Here is a 20,390-nt window from a genome sequence, read left to right on the forward strand (position 1 = left end):
CTCGGGTTGGCCGTTTTTTTATGGGCAAGATTGGGCTTCTCACCCGCTTGAACCTGCAATTCTGTCTTGACCACAAGGCGCTCCCGGCTCCCAAGGTTCTTCCTTATGGCGACAGGTTGGATACCTTTGCGGAGCTGACACCGCCGGTGAGCAGAGTCTGGCACTGCGCCTCATCGAGCTGTGCCGGGGAGAGGAATTGCTCGGCATAGTCGCGCCAGACGCCGCTTTCGATGAAGAGGGTGAACAGCGCCGGATCGATGTGATGCTCCTCCACCATGCGCAGCATGATGGTGAGCGCCTCGGAGACCGTCTTGCCGGACTTGTAGGGGCGATCGCTGGCGGTCAGTGCCTCGAAGACGTCGGCAATGGCCATGATGCGGGCGGGAATGCTCATCTGTGATCCCTGCAACTGGCGCGGATAGCCCTTGCCGTCCATCCGTTCGTGATGACCACCGGCGATCTCCGGCACCTTGCGAAGGTGCTGGGGGAAAGGGAGGCGCTCCAGCATGCGGATGGTTTGGACGATGTGGTCGTTGATCTTGTAGCGCTCTTCCTCCGTGAGGGTGCCGCGGGAGATGGCGAGGTTGTAGCGCTCCCCCCGGTTATAGAGCTGGGGAGGCACCTTGACCTTGAAACCCCAGGGATTGTGCTCGGTGAGCTTGTCTTGTTTGGGTCTGGGGATGAGATGCTCCGGCTTGTCTGCCAACAGGGACTCGAGGCGGGGCAGGGTGGGGGCTGCACCATCCGGATGGCGTTTCAGCTCCTCCCGGCTTACCCCCAGTCGGTCATCCAGGGTGCGCAGCCAGGTTCTGCCGGCAATGGCATCCAGCCGCGCCAGCTTCTCTGGCGCCATCCATTCTCCCCCGAGGTTGCACTCGGCGACGAAGGCAAACTCCTCATCCAGAGTGGACCAGAGCGGGGCCACTGCGTCTTGGCACGTCTGCCGCTCTTGCGCTGGCAGGCGGGATGCCAGCTCCTCGATGTAGGCATCACGTTTGAGCACTTCGAATCGGGTGCGGATCTCGTGGATGCGATCGTAGATGGTTTCGAGCTTGGTGGCCTTGTCGACCACGAACTCGGGGGTGGTGACCTTGCCGCAGTCGTGCAGCCAGCTCGCGATATGGATGGCTTCCCACTCCTCTTCATTGAGTCGAAAGTCGGCAAACGGACCCTGCTGCTGGTTGCAGGCTGCCTGTGTCAGCATGCGGGTCAGTTCGGGCACGCGCTGGCAATGGCCACCGGTATAGGGACTCTTGGCATCGATGGCACCGGCGATGAGCTCGATGAACGCTTCCAGCAGCTGCTTCTGCTCTTCCAGCAGACGCTGGTTTTCGATGGCGGAGGCGGACATGCCAGCCAATGCCTCGATAAGGCTGATGCGTGACGCCAGCTCGGCGGCCGAGCATCGGGGCAGGATCAGCAGCAGGCAGCCGATCAGCTCCTGACGGTGGTTGTAGAGAGGCTCGGCCAGCAGCTGATGGGGGCCGGGAAAGGGGCCCCAGTCCGCCAGATATTGTTGCCAGTGCTCTTCATCCAGAGGCAGGCTGAGCCGCTCCGTATGATAGAGCCCGCCGAGCAGCGCCTCCTGCCAGCGTACCCGCTCGCAAGGGATCGGCTGCTGCTGCCAGAGGGCCTGTACCGCCGTCATCTGTTTATCCTGGGCAAGATAGAGGCAACCTCCTTCGGCCTGTGCCGCCGCCACCGTCTCATGCAGGATGCGGCTGAGCAGGGAGTCGAAGCGGCGCTCGGCGGAGAGCGCCCGTCCCATGTTCATGAAGTTGCCGAGAGTCAGCCGCATGCCTGACATGGTTCGGGCCAGATCGTCGATCTCCTGTATGGGGGTGTCGGGCACCTTGCGTTCGCTGAAGTCGAAGTGCTGGATAAGCTTCGCCTCCTGGGTCAATGCCAGCAGCGGGGCGGCGGTCTGTCTGGCCACCAGCCAGATGATGGGCAGCAGGAGCAGTAAGCCGACCAGGGTCAAGATGAGGTTCTGCAGCGCCTCGTGACGGGCTTGCGCCGTCAACGCCTCCATCGGTGCCAGCAGGGCGATATAGAAGGGAGAACCCTCCCCGAGAGGGGAGAGATTCACCAGCCAATCATTCTTGTCCGCTGTGGTCAGGGTGAGGGTCTGCTCGTCCGGGCCGTGCAGCAGAGTGGGATGGGTCGCTATCTGCTGCTGTAGCAAGGTCAGCACGGGGGGAGCTAGCGCCGACAGCGTCGGTAGACGGCTCAATTGGTCGAAACTCGGCAGCCGCTTGGGATCGGCGGCCAGCAGAGTGCCCATTTCATCGAACAGTACCAGCTGGCAGTGGCTGGGCAGGGAGAGGCTGCCTATCTGGGCGGAGAGTCCCTCGACCCCCATGTCCAGCCCAATCACCGCCTGACGATCGTCGCTCTCCACCGCCAACGTCATGCCGGGTTCCCGGGTGGTGAAGAAGAGATAGGGGTGCGTCGCAATGATGCCGTTTTGCCAGCGGGCCTCCTTGTACCAGTCACGACTGCGAGGATCGAAGCGGTAGTCCGGCATGAGCCTGCGTTCGAGCAGATGCAGCCGCTTGTCGAAGTAGAGGAATTCCCCCTGGCCCTGACTCAGGCTCTGTACCAGCAGGGTGCTGGCGGGTGGGGCCTGATCCAGCCGCTCCCTGGCACGTTTGGTCAGCTTGCGTACCAGGAAAAAGTCGCCGTTCTGGTAACCCGCATAGATGGCGCCATAGCTGCTGCTGTTGCCCAGTACCTCGGCGAGCTGCGGCAGATAAGTGAGGCGCGCCTCCAGATCGGGCATGGCTGCCAGTTGCCCGCTGCGCAGCAGGCTCAGGGACATGCGGGCCGGTCGTTCGTTCAGCTTGAGGGTCAGCGCGAGCTGTTCGCGATATTGCAGAAAGCTCTGGCGCTCGTGTTCCTGCCCCTGCTGCATGCCTTGCTGGTACTGCAATACAATGAGGAGTCCTCCCAGCAGGCTGAACAGCAGAATGAACAGGGTGGCGATATGCACATAGAAGGGCCGGCAGTTGAGCTTTGATTTTGTCATGGACGCATCCTTGTCCCACTCTCATCCATCGCCTTGGCGACTATTCAGTGTGTTCGAAGGATGACAAAAAACACAGTAGCTGACAGAAGAATATTCGAGGGAAAAAAGCGGCCCGCTGGGGCCGCCGGGATCAGGCCAGTACGGCGGCGGGCACCAGGGTGACGGGGGCGTCTTTCACCTCGTGCCACTTCTGCTGGTTATCCTGATATTTGTAGTTGGCGGTGCCGGACTTCCAGTCCTCGCTCAGCACCATTCGCAGCTCGAAGTTGGGCAGGATCACGGGGCCTATGCCCGCATGTTGTGGCCACTTGATGATGGGGTAGCCCTGGGCCGTCACCAGGATGTGGCACTGCTTGGGCATGACACACATGTAGGTGTATTGGCCCTTGACCTCCGAGGCCTGATCCAGTGGCGGATTGGTGGCCTGGGTCAGGTGGGCGACGCCGTTCAGGGTCTCGCCCGGGGTATAGACGCTGAGGTTGAGACGCAGCAGAGGGGCGCCCGGTATGGATTTCCCGATGTCGAAGGTGGCGAGGAAGAGGCCGGTCTTGGTATCAGTTGTCGCATTCATGCCTGTGTTCTCCGGTTGGTCGTGTTGAGAGTCCTGCCCACAACAGATGACGAGCCCACTGAGGGTAGTGCCGTGCGAAGCTGGCCGTTAGTGTATAAAGTGCCACTTGACGACGGCCAGAGACTGACATAAAGCAATGTGAATTGTTTTAAAGTTAAATAATAACAATTAGTTACATTCATCCCGCAATGCTGTCAGGGCTGCGTATCAGGTAACTCCGATCCCAGCTCCAGGGTGGTCAGGCATGGGGCATTGAGATATCTCATGCTACATTGCCCACAGCCTGTTGAACCCGACGCAATGGAGTGTCCCATGTCCGCCATCCCTTATTCCGTCCTCGATCTCGTTCCCGTCCCCGAAGGCACGGTCCCTGCCGACGCGTTTCGCCACTCCCTCGATCTGGCCCGCCATGCGGAGCAGTGGGGCTATCATCGCTATTGGCTGGCGGAGCACCACAACATGCCGGGCATTGCCAGTGCCGCCACCTCGGTGTTGATCGGCCATCTGGCCACTGGCACCCGTACACTGCGGCTGGGGGCGGGTGGCATCATGCTGCCGAACCACTCCCCCCTGGTGATTGCCGAGCAATTTGGCACGCTGGCTTCCCTTTATCCGGATCGTATCGATCTGGGGCTGGGACGGGCGCCCGGTACCGATCAGCGCACCATGCAGGCCCTGCGTCGCCAGAAGAGCGGCGAGGTGGATGATTTCCCCGCCGATGTGCGCGAGCTGATGCATTACTTCGGTGACGAGGTGGGGGCCGTGCAGGCCGTCCCCGGTCAGGGGCTGCATGTCCCCATCTGGCTGCTGGGATCCAGCCTCTACAGCGCCCAGCTGGCGGCGGCCATGGGGCTGCCGTTCGGCTTCGCCTCCCACTTCGCGCCCGGGTTGCTGTTGCAGGCCCTGGAGCTCTATCGTACCCAGTACCGCCCCTCTGCCCGTTGGCCCAAGCCCCACGCCGTGGTCTGCATCAATGTGATCGCGGCGGATACCGAGCGGGAGGCCCGCTTCCTGTTCACCACCTTGCAGCAGCAGTTCCTGCGGCTCTATCGCGGCGATGCGGGCAAGCTGCCCCTGCCAGTACAGGATCTGGGGGAGGAGTGGTCACCGCGAGAGTTGATGGCGATGGAGCAGACTCTGGCCCGCTCCCTGGTGGGTGACAGAGACAAGGTGCGCCACGGTTTGCAGACGCTGTTGGCAGAGACCCGGGCAGACGAGTTGATGTTCAACGGTCCCATCGTCTCCCACGAGGCCAGATTGCACTCGTTCGAGATTGCGGCCGAGCTGATGCAGAGCCTCTGAGTCGTGGACGTGATTAACTGTAAGGTATTGATTTAACACGACAGTCAGGTTGATGTCAGGGCTTTGTCGTGTCGCTGCCTTGCCCCTGTCCCTATGCTGGCCCTGTCCAATATCACGAGGAGCCGATGATGATAGTCAGGAAATTGAGATTGCAGCGGGGCTGGTCACAGGAGCAGTTGGCCACCCTGTCTGGTCTGAGTGTGCGCACCATACAGCGGATCGAACAGGGGCAGCAACCCGGACTGGAATCCCTCAAGGCCCTGGCCTCCGTCTTTGAGCTCGACGTGACTCAACTGCAGGAGAGCGAGATGAAAGGGCATGAGTTAGATGGTCAAGGTTCGGTGCATGTGGCGCGAGATGAGCGGGAGGCGATGAAGTTTGTCGAGGGGCTCAAGGGGTTCTATGGTCACCTCATCAGCTACGTGCTGGTGATGACGGGACTGTTCATTATCAACTACCTGAGCAACCCGGATTACATCTGGGCCTGGTGGCCGGCGCTGGGTTGGGGGCTGGGGCTGATGTCCCATGCCATCAACCTGTTCCAGCCGTTCAAGATGTTCGGTCCCGAGTGGGAGCGGCGGCAGGTGGAGAAACGGCTGGGTCGTAAACTCTAGCCTCTGCTGTTTCTATAAAAAAACGGGCCCGGCAGCGATGCCGGGCCCGTCTTATTGGAAGCGCTTCACTTGGCGTAAGCGGGGCAGGGGGTCGCGATCAGGGCGTCATCTTCGTAGCGCCACAGGGTGAGGCTGTTGCCCCAGACACAGCCGGTGTCCAGCCCCTTGATGTCATCTTTGCCGGTGGCGCCCATCAGGGCCGCCCAGTGGCCGAACACCAGTATGGGATCGTCCACATGGTGTTCCCGTTGCTCGAACCAGGGGCGCAGGCCAGGGGTGGATTCAGTCGGACCTTTCTTGCATTTGAAGTCGAGTCGTCCGTCGAAGTAGCAAAAACGCATGCGGGTGAAGCTGTTGATGATGTAGCGGTAGCGCTCTATCCCCAGCAGGTTGTCATCCCAGCTATCCGGTTGATCCCCGTACATGTTGTGAAGCAGCCACTGGTATTGATCCCCGCGCAGCAGACTCTCGACCTCGCGGGCGCAGTTGCGGGCGGTACGGGCATCCCAGGCGGGGGAGAGGCCGGCATGGATCATCATGATGGGAAGATCGGGATGTTCCGCCAGCAGGGGGCGCTGGCGCAGCCACTCCAGCAGTTCGTCCCGATCCGGCGCCTCCATCAGGGAATGCAGCTTGTCTTTCTTCTTGAGCGGCGCCACCCCGTTGGCCACCGCCAGCAGGTGCAGGTCGTGGTTGCCGAGCACGGTGACTGCCCGGTTCCCCAGTGACTTGACGAAGCGCAGTGTATTGAGCGAGTCCGGGCCGCGGGCGACCAGATCGCCACACAGCCAGAGGGTGTCGTTATCGGAGTCGAATTCGGCAAGATCCAGCAGACGGCGCAGATCGTCGTAGCAGCCTTGAATGTCGCCGACAAAACAGTTCGCCATGAAACCTCAGTTAATGATGTGGGGAACGGCCAGGGTGAAGGGAGGGATGGGAGCCTCGAACTGTTGTCCTGACTCGTCTTGCAGCAGGTAGCTGCCCTCCATCACGCCAAACGGAGTGGCGAGGGGAACGCCACTCTGGTAGCTGAAGGTCTCACCGGGGGCGATGAAGGGTTGCTCACCGACCACCCCGGGGCCTTCCACTTCCTGCATCTTGCCATTGGCATCGGTGATGAGCCAGCGCCGGTGCAGCAGCTGCACGGTGTCCGGTCCCAGATTCTCTATCTCGATGAGATAGAGAAAGTGGTAAGGATCCTGGGTGCCCGCCACATAGCTGGGGTGCGGGTGAACCGCTATCCGGGGCTTTGCCATGGGATCAGGCCTGCTGCTGATCGGCCAGCCAGTTGGCGATCATGACGAACTGCTCGAGGGAGAGGTTCTCCGGGCGCAGGTTGCCATCGATCCCAAGTTCAGTCAGCTGGGCGTCGGTGATGAAGTTGGAGAAGCTGTTGCGAATGGTCTTGCGGCGCTGGCCGAAGCCCTCGGTGCAGACGCGGTTCAGGCAGCGGATGTCCTTGGCCACATGGACGGGATTCTTGTGGGGGATGAGGCGCACCACGGCGGAGTCCACCTTGGGGGCAGGCTTGAAGGCACCCGGGCCCACTTCCAGCACGGGGACGACCTGGCAGTAGTACTGGGTCATCACGCTCAGGCGACCATAGGCCTTGCTGCCCGGGCCGGCGGCCAGACGCAGCACCACTTCCTTTTGCAGCATGAAGTGCATGTCTTCCACCCGATCGGCGAATTCGCAGAGGTGGAAGATGAGCGGAGTGGAGATGTTGTAGGGCAGGTTGCCGAAGATGCGAAGCGGCCCACGGCCTTCCCCCATCAGGGTGCCGAAGTCAAAGCGCATGGCATCGGCTTCGATGACGGTCAGCTTGTCTTTCAGCGTGGGATGCTCGCGCAGACGAGCGGCCAAGTCGCGGTCGAGCTCGACCACCGTCATCTTGTCCATCTGGGCGGCGACCGGCTCGGTCAGCGCGGCCAGACCCGGCCCGATCTCCACCAGGTTCTGACCCGGTTGCGGGTTGATGGCGGCCACGATCTGGTCGATCACGTAGCTGTCATGCAAGAAGTTCTGACCGAAACGCTTACGGGCCGTGTGGCCCATGTGCACCTTACTGCTCATATTATTTTTTCTCTACCATCTGAATGGCGTGGTTAATCGCGGTGATCAGGCTGCCGGGATCGGCCAGGCCCTTGCCTGCCAGATCCAGCGCGGTGCCGTGATCCACCGAAGTGCGGATGAATGGGAGTCCCAGCGTGATATTGACCGAGTTGCCAAAGCCCTTGTATTTGAGCACGGGCAGTCCCTGGTCGTGGTACATGGTGAGTACCGCATCCGCATCCTTGAGGTATTTGTCCTGGAACAGGGTGTCGGCGGGCAAGGGGCCGACCAGATCGATCCCTTCCTGGCGCAAGGCGTCCAGGGCAGGCTCGATCACGTCTATTTCTTCCCGGCCCAGATGTCCCCCTTCCCCGGCATGGGGATTGAGGCCACAGACATAGATCCTGGGCTGGGCGATGCCGAATTTGCATTTGAGGTCCGCATCCAGGATGCGGATCACCTTGCCGAGCCGATCCTCGGTGATGGCCTTGGCCACGTAGGCCAGCGGAATATGGGTGGTGGCGAGCGCCACCCTGAGCCCTTCGGTGGCCAGCAGCATCACAACATCGGCGGTGCCCGACTGCTGGGCGAAGAATTCGGTATGACCGCTGAAGGAGACACCGGCCTGGTTGATGATCCCCTTGTGGACTGGCCCGGTCACCACGGCGTCGAATTCGCCGTTCAGATTGCCGTCACAGGCCCGCTGCAGGGTGTTCAACACATAGGCGCCATTGCCCTCGTCGAGCTTGCCCGGTACCACGGGAGCGCCGAGGGGCAGGGGGCAGACGGTGAGCGTCCCCGCCCGCTGGGGGCGGGCAGGAGCGCTGGCGTCATAGGGTTCGAGCACGACAGGCAGCCCGAGCAGGGCGGCGCGGGCGTGCAGCAGGGCGGGATCGACGATCGCCACCAGCTGGTGGGGCCAATCCTGCAGGGCTATCTGCAACACCAGGTCTGGGCCTATCCCCGCCGGTTCACCCGGTGTGATGGCGAGGCGACGGCAGGGCATCTGCGTCTGGCCTCGCCCTGGATGGCGGCTGTTCATCTGCTCATCGCCCATTAATTGGGTTCGATCTGGATGTAGGCTTCGTCGCGCAGCTCGTCCAGCCAGGACTGGGACTCTTCGGTGAAGCGACGGTTGAAGATGAGCTGATAGGCGCGCTGCTCCTGAGCCTTGCTGGTGGCGTCCTGACTGCGGCGATCTTCCAGCTGGACGATGTGCCAGCCGTGGCTGGTACGGAAGGGTTCGCTGATCTGGCCAGGCTGCAGACGATTGACCATGTCGCGGAATTCCGGCACATAGACGTTGGGGTCGGACCAGCCCAGTTCACCGCCCTGCACCGCAGAGCCCGGATCCTCGGAGTACTTCTCCGCCATGCTGGCGAAGCTGGCCTTGCCGCTCTTGATATCGTGCAAGATGCCGTCCAGGGTCCCCTTGGCCTTCTCCTCACTCAGGATGATGGAGGGCTTGATCAGGATGTGGCGAGCCTTCACCTCGGTCTGCATCACTTGCTGCTGACCCTTGGTGTCGAAGATCTTGACGATATGCAGGCCGGCGCCTGAGCGCAGCGGGCCGACGATGTCACCCTTGCTGGCCCCTTGTACCGCTTCGGCCATCAGGGTCGGCATCTCTTGCGGGCTCATCCAGCCCCAGTCTCCCCCCTCCAGGGCCTTGGGACCGTTACTCTCGGCGATGGCGAGTTTGCGAAAATCCGCCCCCTCTTTCAGGGAGGCGAGGATACGCTCGATCTTGGCCTTGGCGGCATTGAGCTGCTCGGCATTGGGATTGTCGGGCAGGGCGACCTGGATATGGCCGATGTGGTACTCGGTCTGCTGCTGGCCTTGTTTGCTCAGGGCCTCGACCACCTGCTTGACCTCCTGCTCGGAGATGTTGATGCGACGGCGAACCTGATTGCGGCGCACTTCGTTCATCAGGATCTCGCGGCGTACCTCTTCCCGGTACTGGGCATAGGTCAGGCCCTCACGCTCCAGCTGGGCGCGCAATTGCTCGAGGGTCATCTTGTTGTCGGCGGCGATGCTCTGGATGGCCTGCTCCAGCTGGGTGTCACTGATCTTGAGCCCTTGGCGATCCGCCAGCTGCAACTGCAGGCTCTCCTGGATCAGGCGATCCAGCGCCTGCTTGCGCAGGGTGGCGTCATCGGGCAGGGACTGGCCGCTCTCCTGGGCGGAGGCCTTGACCTTCTGGACCAGGGCTTCCTGCTGGCTGGCCAGCACCACGTCCTTGTTGACCACGGCAAGCACCTTGTCCACCAGCTCGGGGGCGGCGATGGCGCCCTGGCTCATGACTCCAAACAGACCTGCGGTCAGCAGGGAAATCAACGTCTTCTTCATATCCATCTCTCAAGGCGTTTGCCAGACCGGTTATTGGTCTCGCAGGTTAAACGGACGAATGTAAGGCAGTGCTTCGGTATCCAGGGAGGTTCCCTTCGGACCTGTCCCTACGCTACCCAATCCCTTCATCTCGAATTGAATGCCCAGACTGCGCTCGGAGGTCGGCCTCATATCCACGTTGTCCGGGGTGTTGACCCATTCCAGGTTGAAGTTGATGCTCCAGCAGCAGGAGTCATATTTCAGGCCCACCTTGCGGTCGGACTTCACGTTCTGGTTGAGCTCTTGATAGTAACCACCATAGAGGTGCCACTGATCATTGAGCGGCGTGGTCAGCAACAGACCGATCTGGTTGAGGTCGGTGACCGCTCCCTTGTGTTCGAGGTCGTAGTTGGCATCGCGCACGAAGCGGTGGTTCAGTTGGCTGATCAGCTTCTCGTGGCGGTACTCCAGCGCGCTGTTGGCCGAGCTGATTTGGCTTTGGTCAAAATCATACTGTGCACCAGCGTGGGCAAACCACTGCTCGTTGATCTTGGCGTCGCCCTCGAACGACAGCGGGGAGCGGTTGTTGGTGCTCGCTACATCGCTGGAGTAGAGCTTGACCCTGGGAGCCACGAAGTCGAAGGCTTGGGCAACGGCCAGCCGGATTCGTTCATCGCCAGCCGGATCATAAATACGGCTAGTGAGACCGATGGAGAGGCGGTTGGAGTCGCTGATGCGATCCAGACCGGCGAAGCGGCGGTCGCTGAACAGGCTGTAGTAGTCCTGACGCATGGTCGTGGAGTCGTAGACCCCGATGTTGTCCTGATCCTTGTAGGGGACGTAGAGATACTGGAACTCGGGTTCCAGAGTCTGATTGGCGCCCTCTTTCCCGAACCACTGCTGCTCGCGCTCGAAGGTCATGCCCCCCTTGAGGCGGAACGAAGGCAGTACCCGGGTGATGATCCCCTCCTCCAGGGTGACTCCCCCACCATCTTGCGGCGTGAACCTGCTGGTGAAGGTGCTGCTCATGTTGTCAGGCACCGTCTGATCGTAACGGGTGTACATCAGCTTGTACTGGCTGTCGAGGAAGTAACCCGCCTCATCGATGAGGGGGATGGTCAGGGTCGGGGCCGTGTAGAAGCGGGTGCCGGTGTAGGCTTCGCCCTGGTTCTGCTCGATGGCCTGATCGTTGTTGTAACCGAAGTTGGTGAGTTCGGTATTCCAGGCCAGATCGTACCAGCTGCCCTGGTGGTAGTAGTTGTGATCGATGCGGGGCATCAGCTCGTGGGGTTGCTGGGCGCTGGCCAGCAGGATCTGGTAGGTTCGCACTTCGGCATTGAGGTTCCAGTTCTGCTGGAAATAACCCGCCATCAGGGACTGCTGCAACTGGTTGTCGACCTGGGTCCCCACCTTGGGGGAGAAGTCGTTGAAGTAGTTGTAGTCCCGGTCCCGGACCTTGGTGTAGTCCACCGACACCCGCAGGGAATTATCCATGAACATGGAGGTATGACGGGCATTGAGCAGATAGCGATGACCATCTGACAGATGCTGGTTCAGGCTGTCGGTCTCGTCATACTGCTTGTCGTTGGCCAGGTTTTCGAAGTAGAGGCTGCCCACGTGGGCCGGATCCGGCATGTAGCGGAACTCTACCTGCTCCATCAGGCCCCGTCTGTCCATGAAGCGGGAGGTGATGGTGGCGTCGTAGTTGGGGGCAATGTTCCAGTAGAACGGCTGGGTGATGTCCATGCCGTTCTTGGAGCTCTGGGTATAACCCGGGTAGAGCAGGCCCGTCTTGCGCTCATCCTTGATGGGGAAGTTGATATAGGGGAAATAGAAGACCGGATAGTCATAGAGCCAGAGGCTGGCGTTCCAGGCTTCCCCGAACACTTCGGCCTGATCGATGTCGATGCTGCCCGCCTTCAGAGTCCAGGCCTCCTGGCCCGGTGGGCAGGTGGTGTACTGAGCCCCCTCCAGCACTATGTTCTGGTTGTCATTGGTCATGGTCACCTTCTCGGCGAAGCCGCGCACCGGTGAACCGTGAACCTGATACTTGCCCTCTTCCAGTTCGGAATCCTTGGTATCCAGATTGGATTTCAGGGTCTTGTCGCTGGTGACGGTGATCTGGCCATCGTTGTAGTAGATGTTGCCGATGGCGATGACGTCCCGGCTCTTCTGATCGAGCTGAGCATAGTCAGAGTCAAACTTGCGCACCCCCTGACGGACCTTGACGTCCCCTTCATAGACGGCGGTGCCACCCTGTTTGGCTTCCAGGCGGTCCGCATCGACCTCGACCGGTTGGGCATTGGCATCTTGACCGGAGGCTGGCTTCTCTATCTTGGGCACATAGTCATAGCAGAGGCTGTCGAGAATGCCGGTAGCCGGCGGCGCGTTGATTGGCGCAGCCTGTACCGTGATCGGACTCAGTGCTGGAACAAGGCTGATAGTCAGGGCGATGGGACCAGAAGTGCCCAGTGTCCATTTTGTCATGTGAAAGGCTCGCACAATCCGTGGTAAAGACGGTTGAATCAGGGCATGCATTTTATGTCAGGATCCATCAAGTTGACATTGCATGTCATTGCTTTATGTTAGCCGGCAATGATAAAGCATTATTGCGGCCAGGGCTAACAGCCAAGAGCTGCTTTCCAATTTGGTCCCCGACTCATGCACGATCGCGATTCCCTGTTATTGCACTGGGCGCGCCGGATTTCCGGTGATGCCAACCTTCAATTGACCCTGATCTCCGGTGACGCCAGTTTTCGCCGCTATTTCCGTGGTGCCGGTCTGGTGTGGGTGGATGCTAATCCGAAAACCGAAAAAAATCATGAATTTGTTCGCAACGCCGCGGCCTTGAAAGCGAGCGGCCTGCTGGCGCCCGAGGTCAAGGGGGTGGACTACGAGCAGGGGTTGCTGGCGGTGACGGATCTCGGCGATACCCAGCTCATCACCTGCCTGAATGCCGATAACGTGCTGGCCTGGTATGACAAGGCCATTGCCCTGCTGCCGCAGCTTGGCGCAGTCGAGCTCTCTCTCGAGCCTTTCGATGCGGCCTTCATGGCCCGTGAGAACGCCATCTTCCCCGAATGGCTGCTGGGCCATCATCTGCAACTCGCCTTGAGCGAGGATGAGCAGCAGTTGCTGGATGACACCTTCACCTGCCTGACCGAGAACAACCTGGCCCAGCCCCAGGGGGTGATGCACCGGGACTTCCACAGCCGCAACCTGATGGTGTGTGGCGGTGACAGTCCCGCAACCAGCACCCTGGCCGTCATCGATTTCCAGGACATGGTCATCGGGCCGCTCAGCTACGATCTGGTCTCCCTGCTCAAAGACTGCTACGTGCGCTGGCCGGACGATGTCATCGAGCAAGGAATGCGCCATGGCTTCGACACCTTGAGCGAGGCCGGCGTGCTGGCGGGGATCGATTATGCCCGCTTCCGGCGCCAGGCCGATCTCACCGGCATGCAGCGCCACCTGAAGGCGGCGGGCATCTTCACCCGCCTTTATCACAGGGACGGAAAATCCGGTTATCTGAAGGATATTCCACGCACACTGGGTTATGTGGTGGACGTTTGTCATTTGCACGGGGGCACATACCATGTGTTGTCCCGTTTCGGTGACTGGTTGCAGCGAAAAGTGCTGCCTGGCTTTGCTGCTGGAGCCCAGGCATGAAAGCGATGATCCTGGCCGCCGGTCGTGGCGAGCGGATGCGACCGCTGACGGACTCCCTGCCCAAGCCGCTGCTGGCGGTGGGGGGCAAGCCGCTCATCGTGCATCATATCGAGAAGCTCAAGGCTGCCGGGGTGACGAATCTGGTCATCAACCACGCCTGGCTCGGCCACGAGCTGGTGGCGGCGCTCGGGGATGGCAGCGCCTTCGGGGTCAGCATCCAGTGGTCGGCGGAAGAAACCGCACTGGAGACCGCCGGTGGCATAGTGCAGGCACTGCCATTGCTGGGGTCTGAGCCTTTTCTGGTGATCAACGGCGATACTTGGCTGGATCTGGATTACGGCACCCTGGTGAACCAGACGCTGTGGGAGGATCTCGCCCATCTCTGGCTGGTGCCCAATCCGCCCCAGCATCCTCACGGAGATTTCGCGCTGCAAGCCGGCCGGGTGCTGGACCGCCCGTCCCTCACTTTCAGCGGCATCGGCCTCTATCGTCCCGAGGCCTTCGGCCACCTGCCCGCCGGGGCTTGCAAGCTGGCCCCCCTGCTGCGGGAGTGGATGGCGGCGGGCCGGGTCGGTGGCAGCCTGCTCCCTGGCGAGTGGCGAGACATCGGCACCGTCGCGCGGCTGCGAGAGCTGGACGAACAGTTGCAAGGATGCAGCACTCAACACATCACGAGGTCTTGAACCATGCGTATTTGGGGTAAGGTGCTTGGCACCTTCTTCGGTTTTCTGCTCGGCAACATCTTTGGCGCCCTGCTTGGCCTCTGGTTAGGCCATCGTTTCGATCGGGGCATGGGCATGTCGTTCCGCCGTGCCCCCACCCAGCAACAGCAGGCGGTTTTCTTCCACGCCACCTTCGCCGTCATGGGCCACATCGCCAAGGCGAGCGGCCAGGTCACCGAGCAGGAGATCCGGGTTGCCTCCAACCTGATGGACAGGATGCGTCTCTCCGGTGAGCAGCGGGTGCGGGCCCAGGAGTCCTTCCGTCAGGGCAAGGAGAGCGGCTTCCCCCTGCGCGAGACCCTGGCCGAGTTCCGTCAGGCGAGCCAGGGCCAGCGTGACATCCTGCGCTTCTTCCTGGAAGTCCAATTGCAGGCGGCCTTCGCCGATGGCAGCGTGGAGGCCGACGAGCGGGCCATCTTGCAGACCATCGCCGACGAGCTGGGCTTCAGCCGCATCGAGCTGGCGCGGATCCTGGCCATGGCCGAGGCGCAGATGAACTTCTTCAAGCACGGTCAGGGCCAGTATCAGGGAGGGGGCCAGGGGCAGCAGTACCGCCAGGAGGCACCATCCAAGGATCGGCTCAAGGATGCCTATCAGCTGCTCGGCGTCAGCGAGAGCGACAGCGATCAGGAGATCAAGCGGGCCTACCGCAAGGAGATGAGCAAGCACCATCCGGACAAGCTGGCCGCCAAGGGGTTGCCGCCGGAGATGATGGAGATGGCCAAGGAGAAGACCCAGGAGATCCAGCAGGCCTGGGAGTGGATCCGCGAGGCTCGCGGCATCCGCTGACACGCCAGAAAGCATCTAGATGCAGTCATAAAAAATGCCCGTCGAGAGACGGGCATTTTTGTTGGCGGGGGGATTCAATCCTCGTCGAAGGGGGCGACTCAGTGCGCGTCGACCCAGACGAATTTGAGGATGAACAGCAGGGCGACGACCAGCACGCAAGGGTTGATCTCGCGCCAGCGGCCGGTGCCCGCCTTCATCACGCAGTAGGAGATGAAGCCCACGGCGATCCCCTCGGTGATGGAAAAGCTGAACGGCATCATGACCGCGGTCATGAAGGCCGGTACCGCCTCGGTCAGGTCTTCCCACTTCACGCGGGTGAGCTCCGAGCACATCAGCACGCCTACGTAGATGAGGGCCCCTGCTGCAGCGTACGCCGGCACCATGGCGGCGACCGGGGAGAAGAAGATGGCCAGCAGGAAGAGCACGCCGACCACGATGGCGGTCAGGCCGGTGCGGCCACCCACGGCCACGCCGGAGCTGCTCTCGATATAGGCGGTCACGGAGGAGGTGCCCATGAAGGCGCCGCCCACCGAGCTCACGCTGTCGACGACCAATGCCTGCTTCATGCGCGGGAAGTGCCCCTTGTCATCGGCCAGTTTGGCACGGTTGGTCACCCCGATGAGGGTGCCGGAGGAGTCGAACAGGTTGACCAGCATGAAGGAGAAGATGATGCCGGCGAGGCTGATATCCAGGGATCCCATCAAATCCAGCTGACCGAACACCGGCGTGATGCTGGGCGGCATGGAGACGAAGCCCTTGAAGGTGACGTCACCAAACAGGAAGCCCAGTCCGGTGGTGACCACCATGGAGATGAGAACTGCGGAGTGCACGCCACGGGCGGAGAAGATGCAGATCAGGAAGAAGCCGAGCAGCCCCAGCAGACAGGGCAGGGAGGTGAGATTGCCCACCGTCACCATGGTGGCCGGGCTCGCGACGACGATGCCGGCGTTGTGCAGGCCGAGCAGGGCGATGAGCAGGCCGATACCGGCGGTGATGCCGACGCGCAGGGTGAGGGGGATGTTGGCGATGAGCCAGTAGCGCACCCGCAGCAGGGTGAGGATCAGAAGACCCAGGGCGCCCCAGAAGATGGTACCCATGCCTATCTGCCAGGAGTAGCCCATGCCGGCCACCACCACGAAGGCGAAGAAGGCGTTGAGGCCCATGGCGGGGGCCAGGGCGATGGGCAGATTGGCCAGCAGCCCCATCAGAATGCTGCCGATGCCGGCGATGAGGCAGGTGGTGACGAACACGGCCTGGGTGTCCATGCCCGCAGCGGAGAGGATCTGCGGGTTGACGAAGACGATGTAGACCATGGTCAGGAAGGTGGTGATCCCGGCGATGACCTCGGTGCGGGCCGTGGTGCCATGACCTTTCAGGGCGAACAGACGATCGAGCAATCCTTGCCCGGCCGCCGGGCTGGTGGCTTGATGTGGTTGATTCATGTTGGATTCCAATGGGTGACGTGAAATAAGCAGCAGGGGGGCAGACCCATCCATAGGGAGACTGACCCTGTCATTGGCGATTTCATCGCCAGACTCGTCCTGATACCGTGACAGCGCGCACATTTTTACACAGGCAGGCGCGTTTACAAACCCCGGATCTGCGAGGCGGATCAATGAATAGAGTAAAAATTCAAACGTTTGCTCTTGCGGCAGGAAAAATGAGTGTCGATAGAGACTTTCTTTGGGCGGATTAGAGAGTCTTGAAGTAACGCTCCACCAGTTGTGCCAGCAGGGCGTCGCTGCGCTCCTGCAGCAGACTCAAGGTCAGGCCCATGCGCTGCAGCACCAGACCGGCCTGCTCCTCGCTCAGCTTGCGCCCCTCGATGAAGAACTCCTGCTCCGGCAGCTGCTTGTCATGGCGCGGGAGCAGCACCCAGCTTATCCGCTCGGGCTCCAGAGTGGCGAAGATCCGGCTGGCGGCATTGCAGAACCTGTCGATGTGCGCCTTGCCGTCTGGCCCGAGGCAACCGGGTTCGATGCGGATCTGGATGTGAAGTCGCTTCGAGGTGTCTGTGCTGTGGGCCATGGCTAGCTATCGGTTGGGGGAGGCGGAGAGAGTGTAAGTCAAAAGGCAATAGAAAGGGGAGCCTGGGCTCCCCTTGTCACGGTGCAATCCCCTCGATGGGGGGATGTACGGCATCGCTTGGCCAGCGGTCCGCCAGCCGTCTCGGGGGCGCAGCGGCGGCATGGCTGGCCGCACCAGCACTTCCCTTTACTTGGCGATCCGCTTGTACTTGGCGCGATGCGGCTGAACGGCCTCGGCGCCATAGGTCTTCTTCTTCCACTCTTCGTATTCGGTGAAGTTGCCTTCGAAGAATTCGATCTTGCCCTCGTCCTGGTAGTCCAGGATGTGGGTGGCGATGCGGTCGAGGAACCAGCGATCGTGGGAGATGACCATGGCACAACCCGGGAACTCCAGCAGGGCGTTCTCGAGGGCGCGCAGGGTTTCGATGTCCAGATCGTTGGTCGGTTCATCCAGCAGCAAGACGTTTCCGCCAGTCTGCAGCAGCTTGGCCAGGTGCAGACGGCCACGCTCACCACCGGACAGTTCGCCGACGCGCTTTTGCTGATCAGAGCCCTTGAAGTTGAAGCGGCCGATGTAGGCCCGGCTCGGGAACTCGTAGTTGCCGATGCGCAGGATGTCCTGACCGTCCGCGACTTCCTCGAACACCGTCTTCTTGTCGTTCATGGTGTCGCGGAACTGATCCACCGAGGCCAGCACCACGGTATCGCCCAGGGTGATAGCGCCGGAATCCGGCTGTTCCTGACCCGACATCATGCGGAACAGGGTGGACTTACCGGCCCCGTTAGGCCCGATGATGCCGACGATGGCCCCCTTCGGAATGGAGAAGGAGAGATCGTCGATCAGCAGCCGGTCACCGTAGGACTTGCGCAGGTTCGTCACTTCCACCACCTTGTCGCCGAGGCGGGGTCCGGGCGGAATGAACAGCTCGTTGGTCTCGTTGCGCTTCTGGTAGTCGTTGGTGTTGAGCTCTTCGAAGCGAGCCATACGAGCCTTGGACTTGGCCTGACGGCCCTTGGGGTTCTGGCGAACCCACTCCAGTTCTTTCTCGATGGACTTGCGACGGGCGGCTTCCGAGCTCGCTTCCTGGGCCAGACGGGCATCTTTTTGCTCCAGCCAGGAGGAGTAGTTGCCCTCCCATGGGATGCCTTCGCCACGGTCCAGCTCCAGGATCCAGCCTGCCACGTTGTCGAGGAAGTAGCGGTCGTGGGTGATGGCGACGACGGTGCCTTCGTAGTCGTGCAGGAAGCGCTCGAGCCAGGCCACGGATTCCGCATCCAGGTGGTTGGTCGGCTCATCGAGCAGCAGCATGTCTGGCTTTTCCAGCAGCAGACGGCAGAGGGCAACCCGGCGACGCTCACCCCCGGAGAGGTGCTTGATCTGGGCATCCCAGGCCGGCAGGCGCAGGGCATCGGCCGCACGCTCCAGCTGGTTTTCCATGTTGTGGCCGCCCTGGGAGGCGATGATGGCCTCCAGCTCGCCCTGTTCGCGGGCCAACTTGTCGAAATCGGCGTCCGGATCCGCGTAGGCCGCATAGACCTCATCCAGGCGAGCCATGGCGCGTTTCACGTCGCCCACGGCCTCTTCAACCGCATCACGGACCGTCTGCTCGGGATCCAGTTTCGGCTCCTGGGGCAGGTAGCCTATCTTGATGCCGGGTTGCGGGCGGGCTTCCCCTTCGATCTCAGTATCCAGCCCGGCCATGATCCGCAGCAGGGTGGATTTACCGGCGCCGTTCAGACCCAAGACACCTATCTTGGCGCCCGGGAAGAAGGAGAGGGAGATGTTCTTGAGAATATGACGCTTGGGCGGCACGACCTTGCCGACCCTGTTCATGGTGTAAATAAATTGAGCCATTGGCTAATTCTCTTCCTTTTCAGCAACTTAATGATTTTTCATTAACAAACTGATGGCGTGGTGGGGCCAGGTCGGCGCGGGCCAACCCGGTTCCAAAAAACTTGTCGATTGTAAACCAATGGGGAGGGGGCGGCAAAGCGGACAGCGGGAGCAGCCTCCCATCTGCGAAACCCTCTTGGCCGGGAGAGATGGCCGCTGGGATGGGTCGACGCCTGCCCGATCTGGGGCCTGAGGGTATCTTTATCCAAGTTGAATGGGGGATGTTCGGCACCCGCATCAGCGGATGCGATCAACCGGTTGTGAGCGTCAACGTACCGATGCCTTGGTTTTCTTGGGCTGGTCCTGCCCCGAGTAGTAGAGCACTCGCTGCACGTATTCCTGGGTTTCCTGATAGGGGGGCACACCCCCATAGCGGACCACTGCCTGCTCACCGGCGTTATAGGCGGCACTGATCCTGATCCAGTCGGGGCCGAACTGCTTCTCCAGCCATTTCAGATAGATCATGGCGCCCCGGATGTTCTGCTCCGCATCGAACGGGTGCGTCACGCCGAACCTGGCTTGGGTCTCGGGGATGAGTTGCATCACCCCTTGCGCCTGCTTGGGGGAGACGGCGAGGCTGTTGAGGTTGGACTCGGCGATGGCGATGGCCAGTGCCAGCTGGGGATCGACCCGGTGGCGCTTGGCGGCCTGCCGGATCATGCCGGCGAGTTTCTGCTTGCTCATGGACTGGCGGGCCAGATAGCCATCCTGATCGAAGGGGACGCCGGGGCGTACCCAGGGGGCGCCGCCCGAGCCGCCGCCGACACCGCAGGTGCCGAGCGGGGCATTGCCCACCCGTTCGTTGTAGTAGCGGGCTGCCTGCTGGTTGCCCAGGCGCATGGCCATGGCGAGATAGGTATTGGCCTGACGGGCGCTGCGGATCCCCTGTGGACCACGAGCCAGCAGACGGCCGATGCGAAAATAGGCTTCTGGATTGCCGAGGCTGGCGGCGGTGCAGTAGTGGGCGATGGCCTGCCTTGGATTGCTGCGCTCCATGGCCGCCCCCTGGCGCAGGGCATTCATCGCCTTGGGGGCCTGGCGAAAGGTGTCGGCGTGGGTCGATGTGCTGGCCAGCAGGAGCAAGAGTCCCCAGCCCCAAGTGCAGAGTCTCTGCATGATGGATACCTCATTTCGTATCCGCAAGATATAGGTTCTGGATGGGCGGGTTGCCAGCCAAGCATTGGAACATGTGGTTCTGTGCTGGCTTGAGAAAGATGAAAACGGTCTGGAACCTTTGGCTAGTGGAGCAAAACATTGGGTGGAAGGTCAAAGAACGGGGCCTGGCTGCGGGTGGGAAGGACGTTGAGACTCGCCACAGCTATCTCTCTCCCGTCGCTGGTGGCCGACAGTGGGGAATATAATCCAACGCATTGTATTGATATGATTTAACTCTC

At 61.3% G+C, this 20,390-nt stretch carries 17 protein-coding genes; 5 read left to right on the plus strand and 12 right to left on the minus strand.

Going from position 1 to position 20,390, the window contains the following annotated elements; translation table 11 throughout:
• Nucleotides 1-103: 103 nt before the first annotated feature.
• Both ACW5W7_RS15660 and ACW5W7_RS15665 read right to left on the minus strand, forming a co-directional pair.
• Nucleotides 104-3,028 carry an HD domain-containing phosphohydrolase gene (locus tag ACW5W7_RS15660; protein WP_456502299.1) on the minus strand — a complete coding sequence of 975 codons (2,925 nt, stop codon included), beginning with the start codon at nt 3,026-3,028 and terminating at the stop codon, nt 104-106.
• 130 nt (nt 3,029-3,158) lie between these two features.
• Nucleotides 3,159-3,599 carry a DUF1842 domain-containing protein gene (locus ACW5W7_RS15665; RefSeq protein ID WP_456502300.1) on the minus strand — a complete coding sequence of 147 codons (441 nt, stop codon included), beginning with the start codon at nt 3,597-3,599 and terminating at the stop codon, nt 3,159-3,161.
• A gap of 312 nt (nt 3,600-3,911) precedes the next feature.
• Here ACW5W7_RS15665 and ACW5W7_RS15670 point away from each other — a divergent pair, with 312 nt between their 5' ends.
• Both ACW5W7_RS15670 and ACW5W7_RS15675 read left to right on the plus strand, forming a co-directional pair.
• Nucleotides 3,912-4,901, plus strand: a complete 990-nt coding sequence (locus ACW5W7_RS15670) for a luciferase-like monooxygenase (protein ID WP_456502301.1) — start codon at nt 3,912-3,914, stop codon at nt 4,899-4,901.
• 128 nt (nt 4,902-5,029) lie between these two features.
• On the plus strand, nt 5,030-5,515 hold the full coding sequence (locus ACW5W7_RS15675) for a 2TM domain-containing protein (protein WP_456502302.1): 486 nt from the start codon (nt 5,030-5,032) through the stop codon (nt 5,513-5,515).
• A gap of 65 nt (nt 5,516-5,580) precedes the next feature.
• Here ACW5W7_RS15675 and ACW5W7_RS15680 read toward each other — a convergent pair whose 3' ends face one another.
• The 6 genes from ACW5W7_RS15680 to lptD are packed head-to-tail and all read right to left on the minus strand — an operon-like array spanning nt 5,581 to nt 12,382.
• Nucleotides 5,581-6,402: a symmetrical bis(5'-nucleosyl)-tetraphosphatase gene (locus ACW5W7_RS15680; protein ID WP_456502303.1), complete on the minus strand. Its 822-nt coding sequence runs from the start codon at nt 6,400-6,402 to the stop codon at nt 5,581-5,583.
• Between the two features lie 6 nt (nt 6,403-6,408).
• Nucleotides 6,409-6,771: a Co2+/Mg2+ efflux protein ApaG gene (apaG, locus tag ACW5W7_RS15685; RefSeq protein WP_456502304.1), complete on the minus strand. Its 363-nt coding sequence runs from the start codon at nt 6,769-6,771 to the stop codon at nt 6,409-6,411.
• Between the two features lie 4 nt (nt 6,772-6,775).
• Nucleotides 6,776-7,588, minus strand: a complete 813-nt coding sequence (rsmA, locus tag ACW5W7_RS15690) for a 16S rRNA (adenine(1518)-N(6)/adenine(1519)-N(6))-dimethyltransferase RsmA (protein WP_349921183.1) — start codon at nt 7,586-7,588, stop codon at nt 6,776-6,778.
• 1 nt (nt 7,589) lies between these two features.
• A complete protein-coding gene (pdxA, locus tag ACW5W7_RS15695) occupies nt 7,590-8,573 on the minus strand; it encodes a 4-hydroxythreonine-4-phosphate dehydrogenase PdxA (protein WP_456502305.1) in 984 nt (327 codons plus the stop codon).
• Nucleotides 8,574-8,623: 50 nt separating this feature from the next.
• A complete protein-coding gene (gene surA, locus ACW5W7_RS15700) occupies nt 8,624-9,916 on the minus strand; it encodes a peptidylprolyl isomerase SurA (protein WP_349921184.1) in 1,293 nt (430 codons plus the stop codon).
• Between the two features lie 30 nt (nt 9,917-9,946).
• Entirely contained in the window at nt 9,947-12,382 is a 2,436-nt protein-coding gene (gene lptD, locus ACW5W7_RS15705) for an LPS assembly protein LptD (RefSeq protein ID WP_456502306.1), read from the minus strand.
• A gap of 174 nt (nt 12,383-12,556) precedes the next feature.
• Between lptD and ACW5W7_RS15710 the strand changes: the two genes are divergently transcribed.
• Genes ACW5W7_RS15710 through djlA form a run of 3 tightly spaced genes read left to right on the plus strand, consistent with a single transcriptional unit; the run spans nt 12,557 to nt 15,075 of the window.
• Nucleotides 12,557-13,564 (plus strand): aminoglycoside phosphotransferase family protein, encoded by a 1,008-nt coding sequence (locus ACW5W7_RS15710; protein WP_456502307.1) that lies wholly within the window; start codon nt 12,557-12,559, stop codon nt 13,562-13,564.
• Nucleotides 13,561-14,247 carry an N-acetylmuramate alpha-1-phosphate uridylyltransferase MurU gene (murU, locus tag ACW5W7_RS15715; protein ID WP_456502308.1) on the plus strand — a complete coding sequence of 229 codons (687 nt, stop codon included), beginning with the start codon at nt 13,561-13,563 and terminating at the stop codon, nt 14,245-14,247. The genes ACW5W7_RS15710 and murU overlap by 4 nt, the downstream gene beginning before the upstream one ends.
• 3 nt (nt 14,248-14,250) lie before the next feature.
• On the plus strand, nt 14,251-15,075 hold the full coding sequence (gene djlA, locus ACW5W7_RS15720; protein ID WP_456502309.1) for a co-chaperone DjlA: 825 nt from the start codon (nt 14,251-14,253) through the stop codon (nt 15,073-15,075).
• 98 nt (nt 15,076-15,173) lie between these two features.
• Here the strand turns inward: djlA and ACW5W7_RS15725 are convergent, their stop codons facing one another.
• The 4 genes from ACW5W7_RS15725 to ACW5W7_RS15740 all read right to left on the minus strand — a co-directional run bounded on the left by ACW5W7_RS15725 (nt 15,174) and on the right by ACW5W7_RS15740 (nt 20,112).
• Nucleotides 15,174-16,517 carry an NCS2 family permease gene (locus tag ACW5W7_RS15725; RefSeq protein ID WP_456502310.1) on the minus strand — a complete coding sequence of 448 codons (1,344 nt, stop codon included), beginning with the start codon at nt 16,515-16,517 and terminating at the stop codon, nt 15,174-15,176.
• Nucleotides 16,518-16,767: 250 nt separating this feature from the next.
• Complete coding sequence (locus ACW5W7_RS15730; protein WP_456502311.1) at nt 16,768-17,103, minus strand: hypothetical protein; 336 nt, start codon at nt 17,101-17,103, stop codon at nt 16,768-16,770.
• Nucleotides 17,104-17,289: 186 nt separating this feature from the next.
• The gene (gene ettA / locus ACW5W7_RS15735; RefSeq protein WP_456502312.1) at nt 17,290-18,957 is read right to left on the minus strand and encodes an energy-dependent translational throttle protein EttA; all 1,668 of its coding nucleotides are present in this window, start codon (nt 18,955-18,957) and stop codon (nt 17,290-17,292) included.
• A gap of 306 nt (nt 18,958-19,263) precedes the next feature.
• Nucleotides 19,264-20,112 carry a lytic transglycosylase domain-containing protein gene (locus ACW5W7_RS15740; protein ID WP_456502313.1) on the minus strand — a complete coding sequence of 283 codons (849 nt, stop codon included), beginning with the start codon at nt 20,110-20,112 and terminating at the stop codon, nt 19,264-19,266.
• Nucleotides 20,113-20,390: the final 278 nt, after the last annotated feature.

The organism is Aeromonas intestinalis (assembly GCF_054052485.1).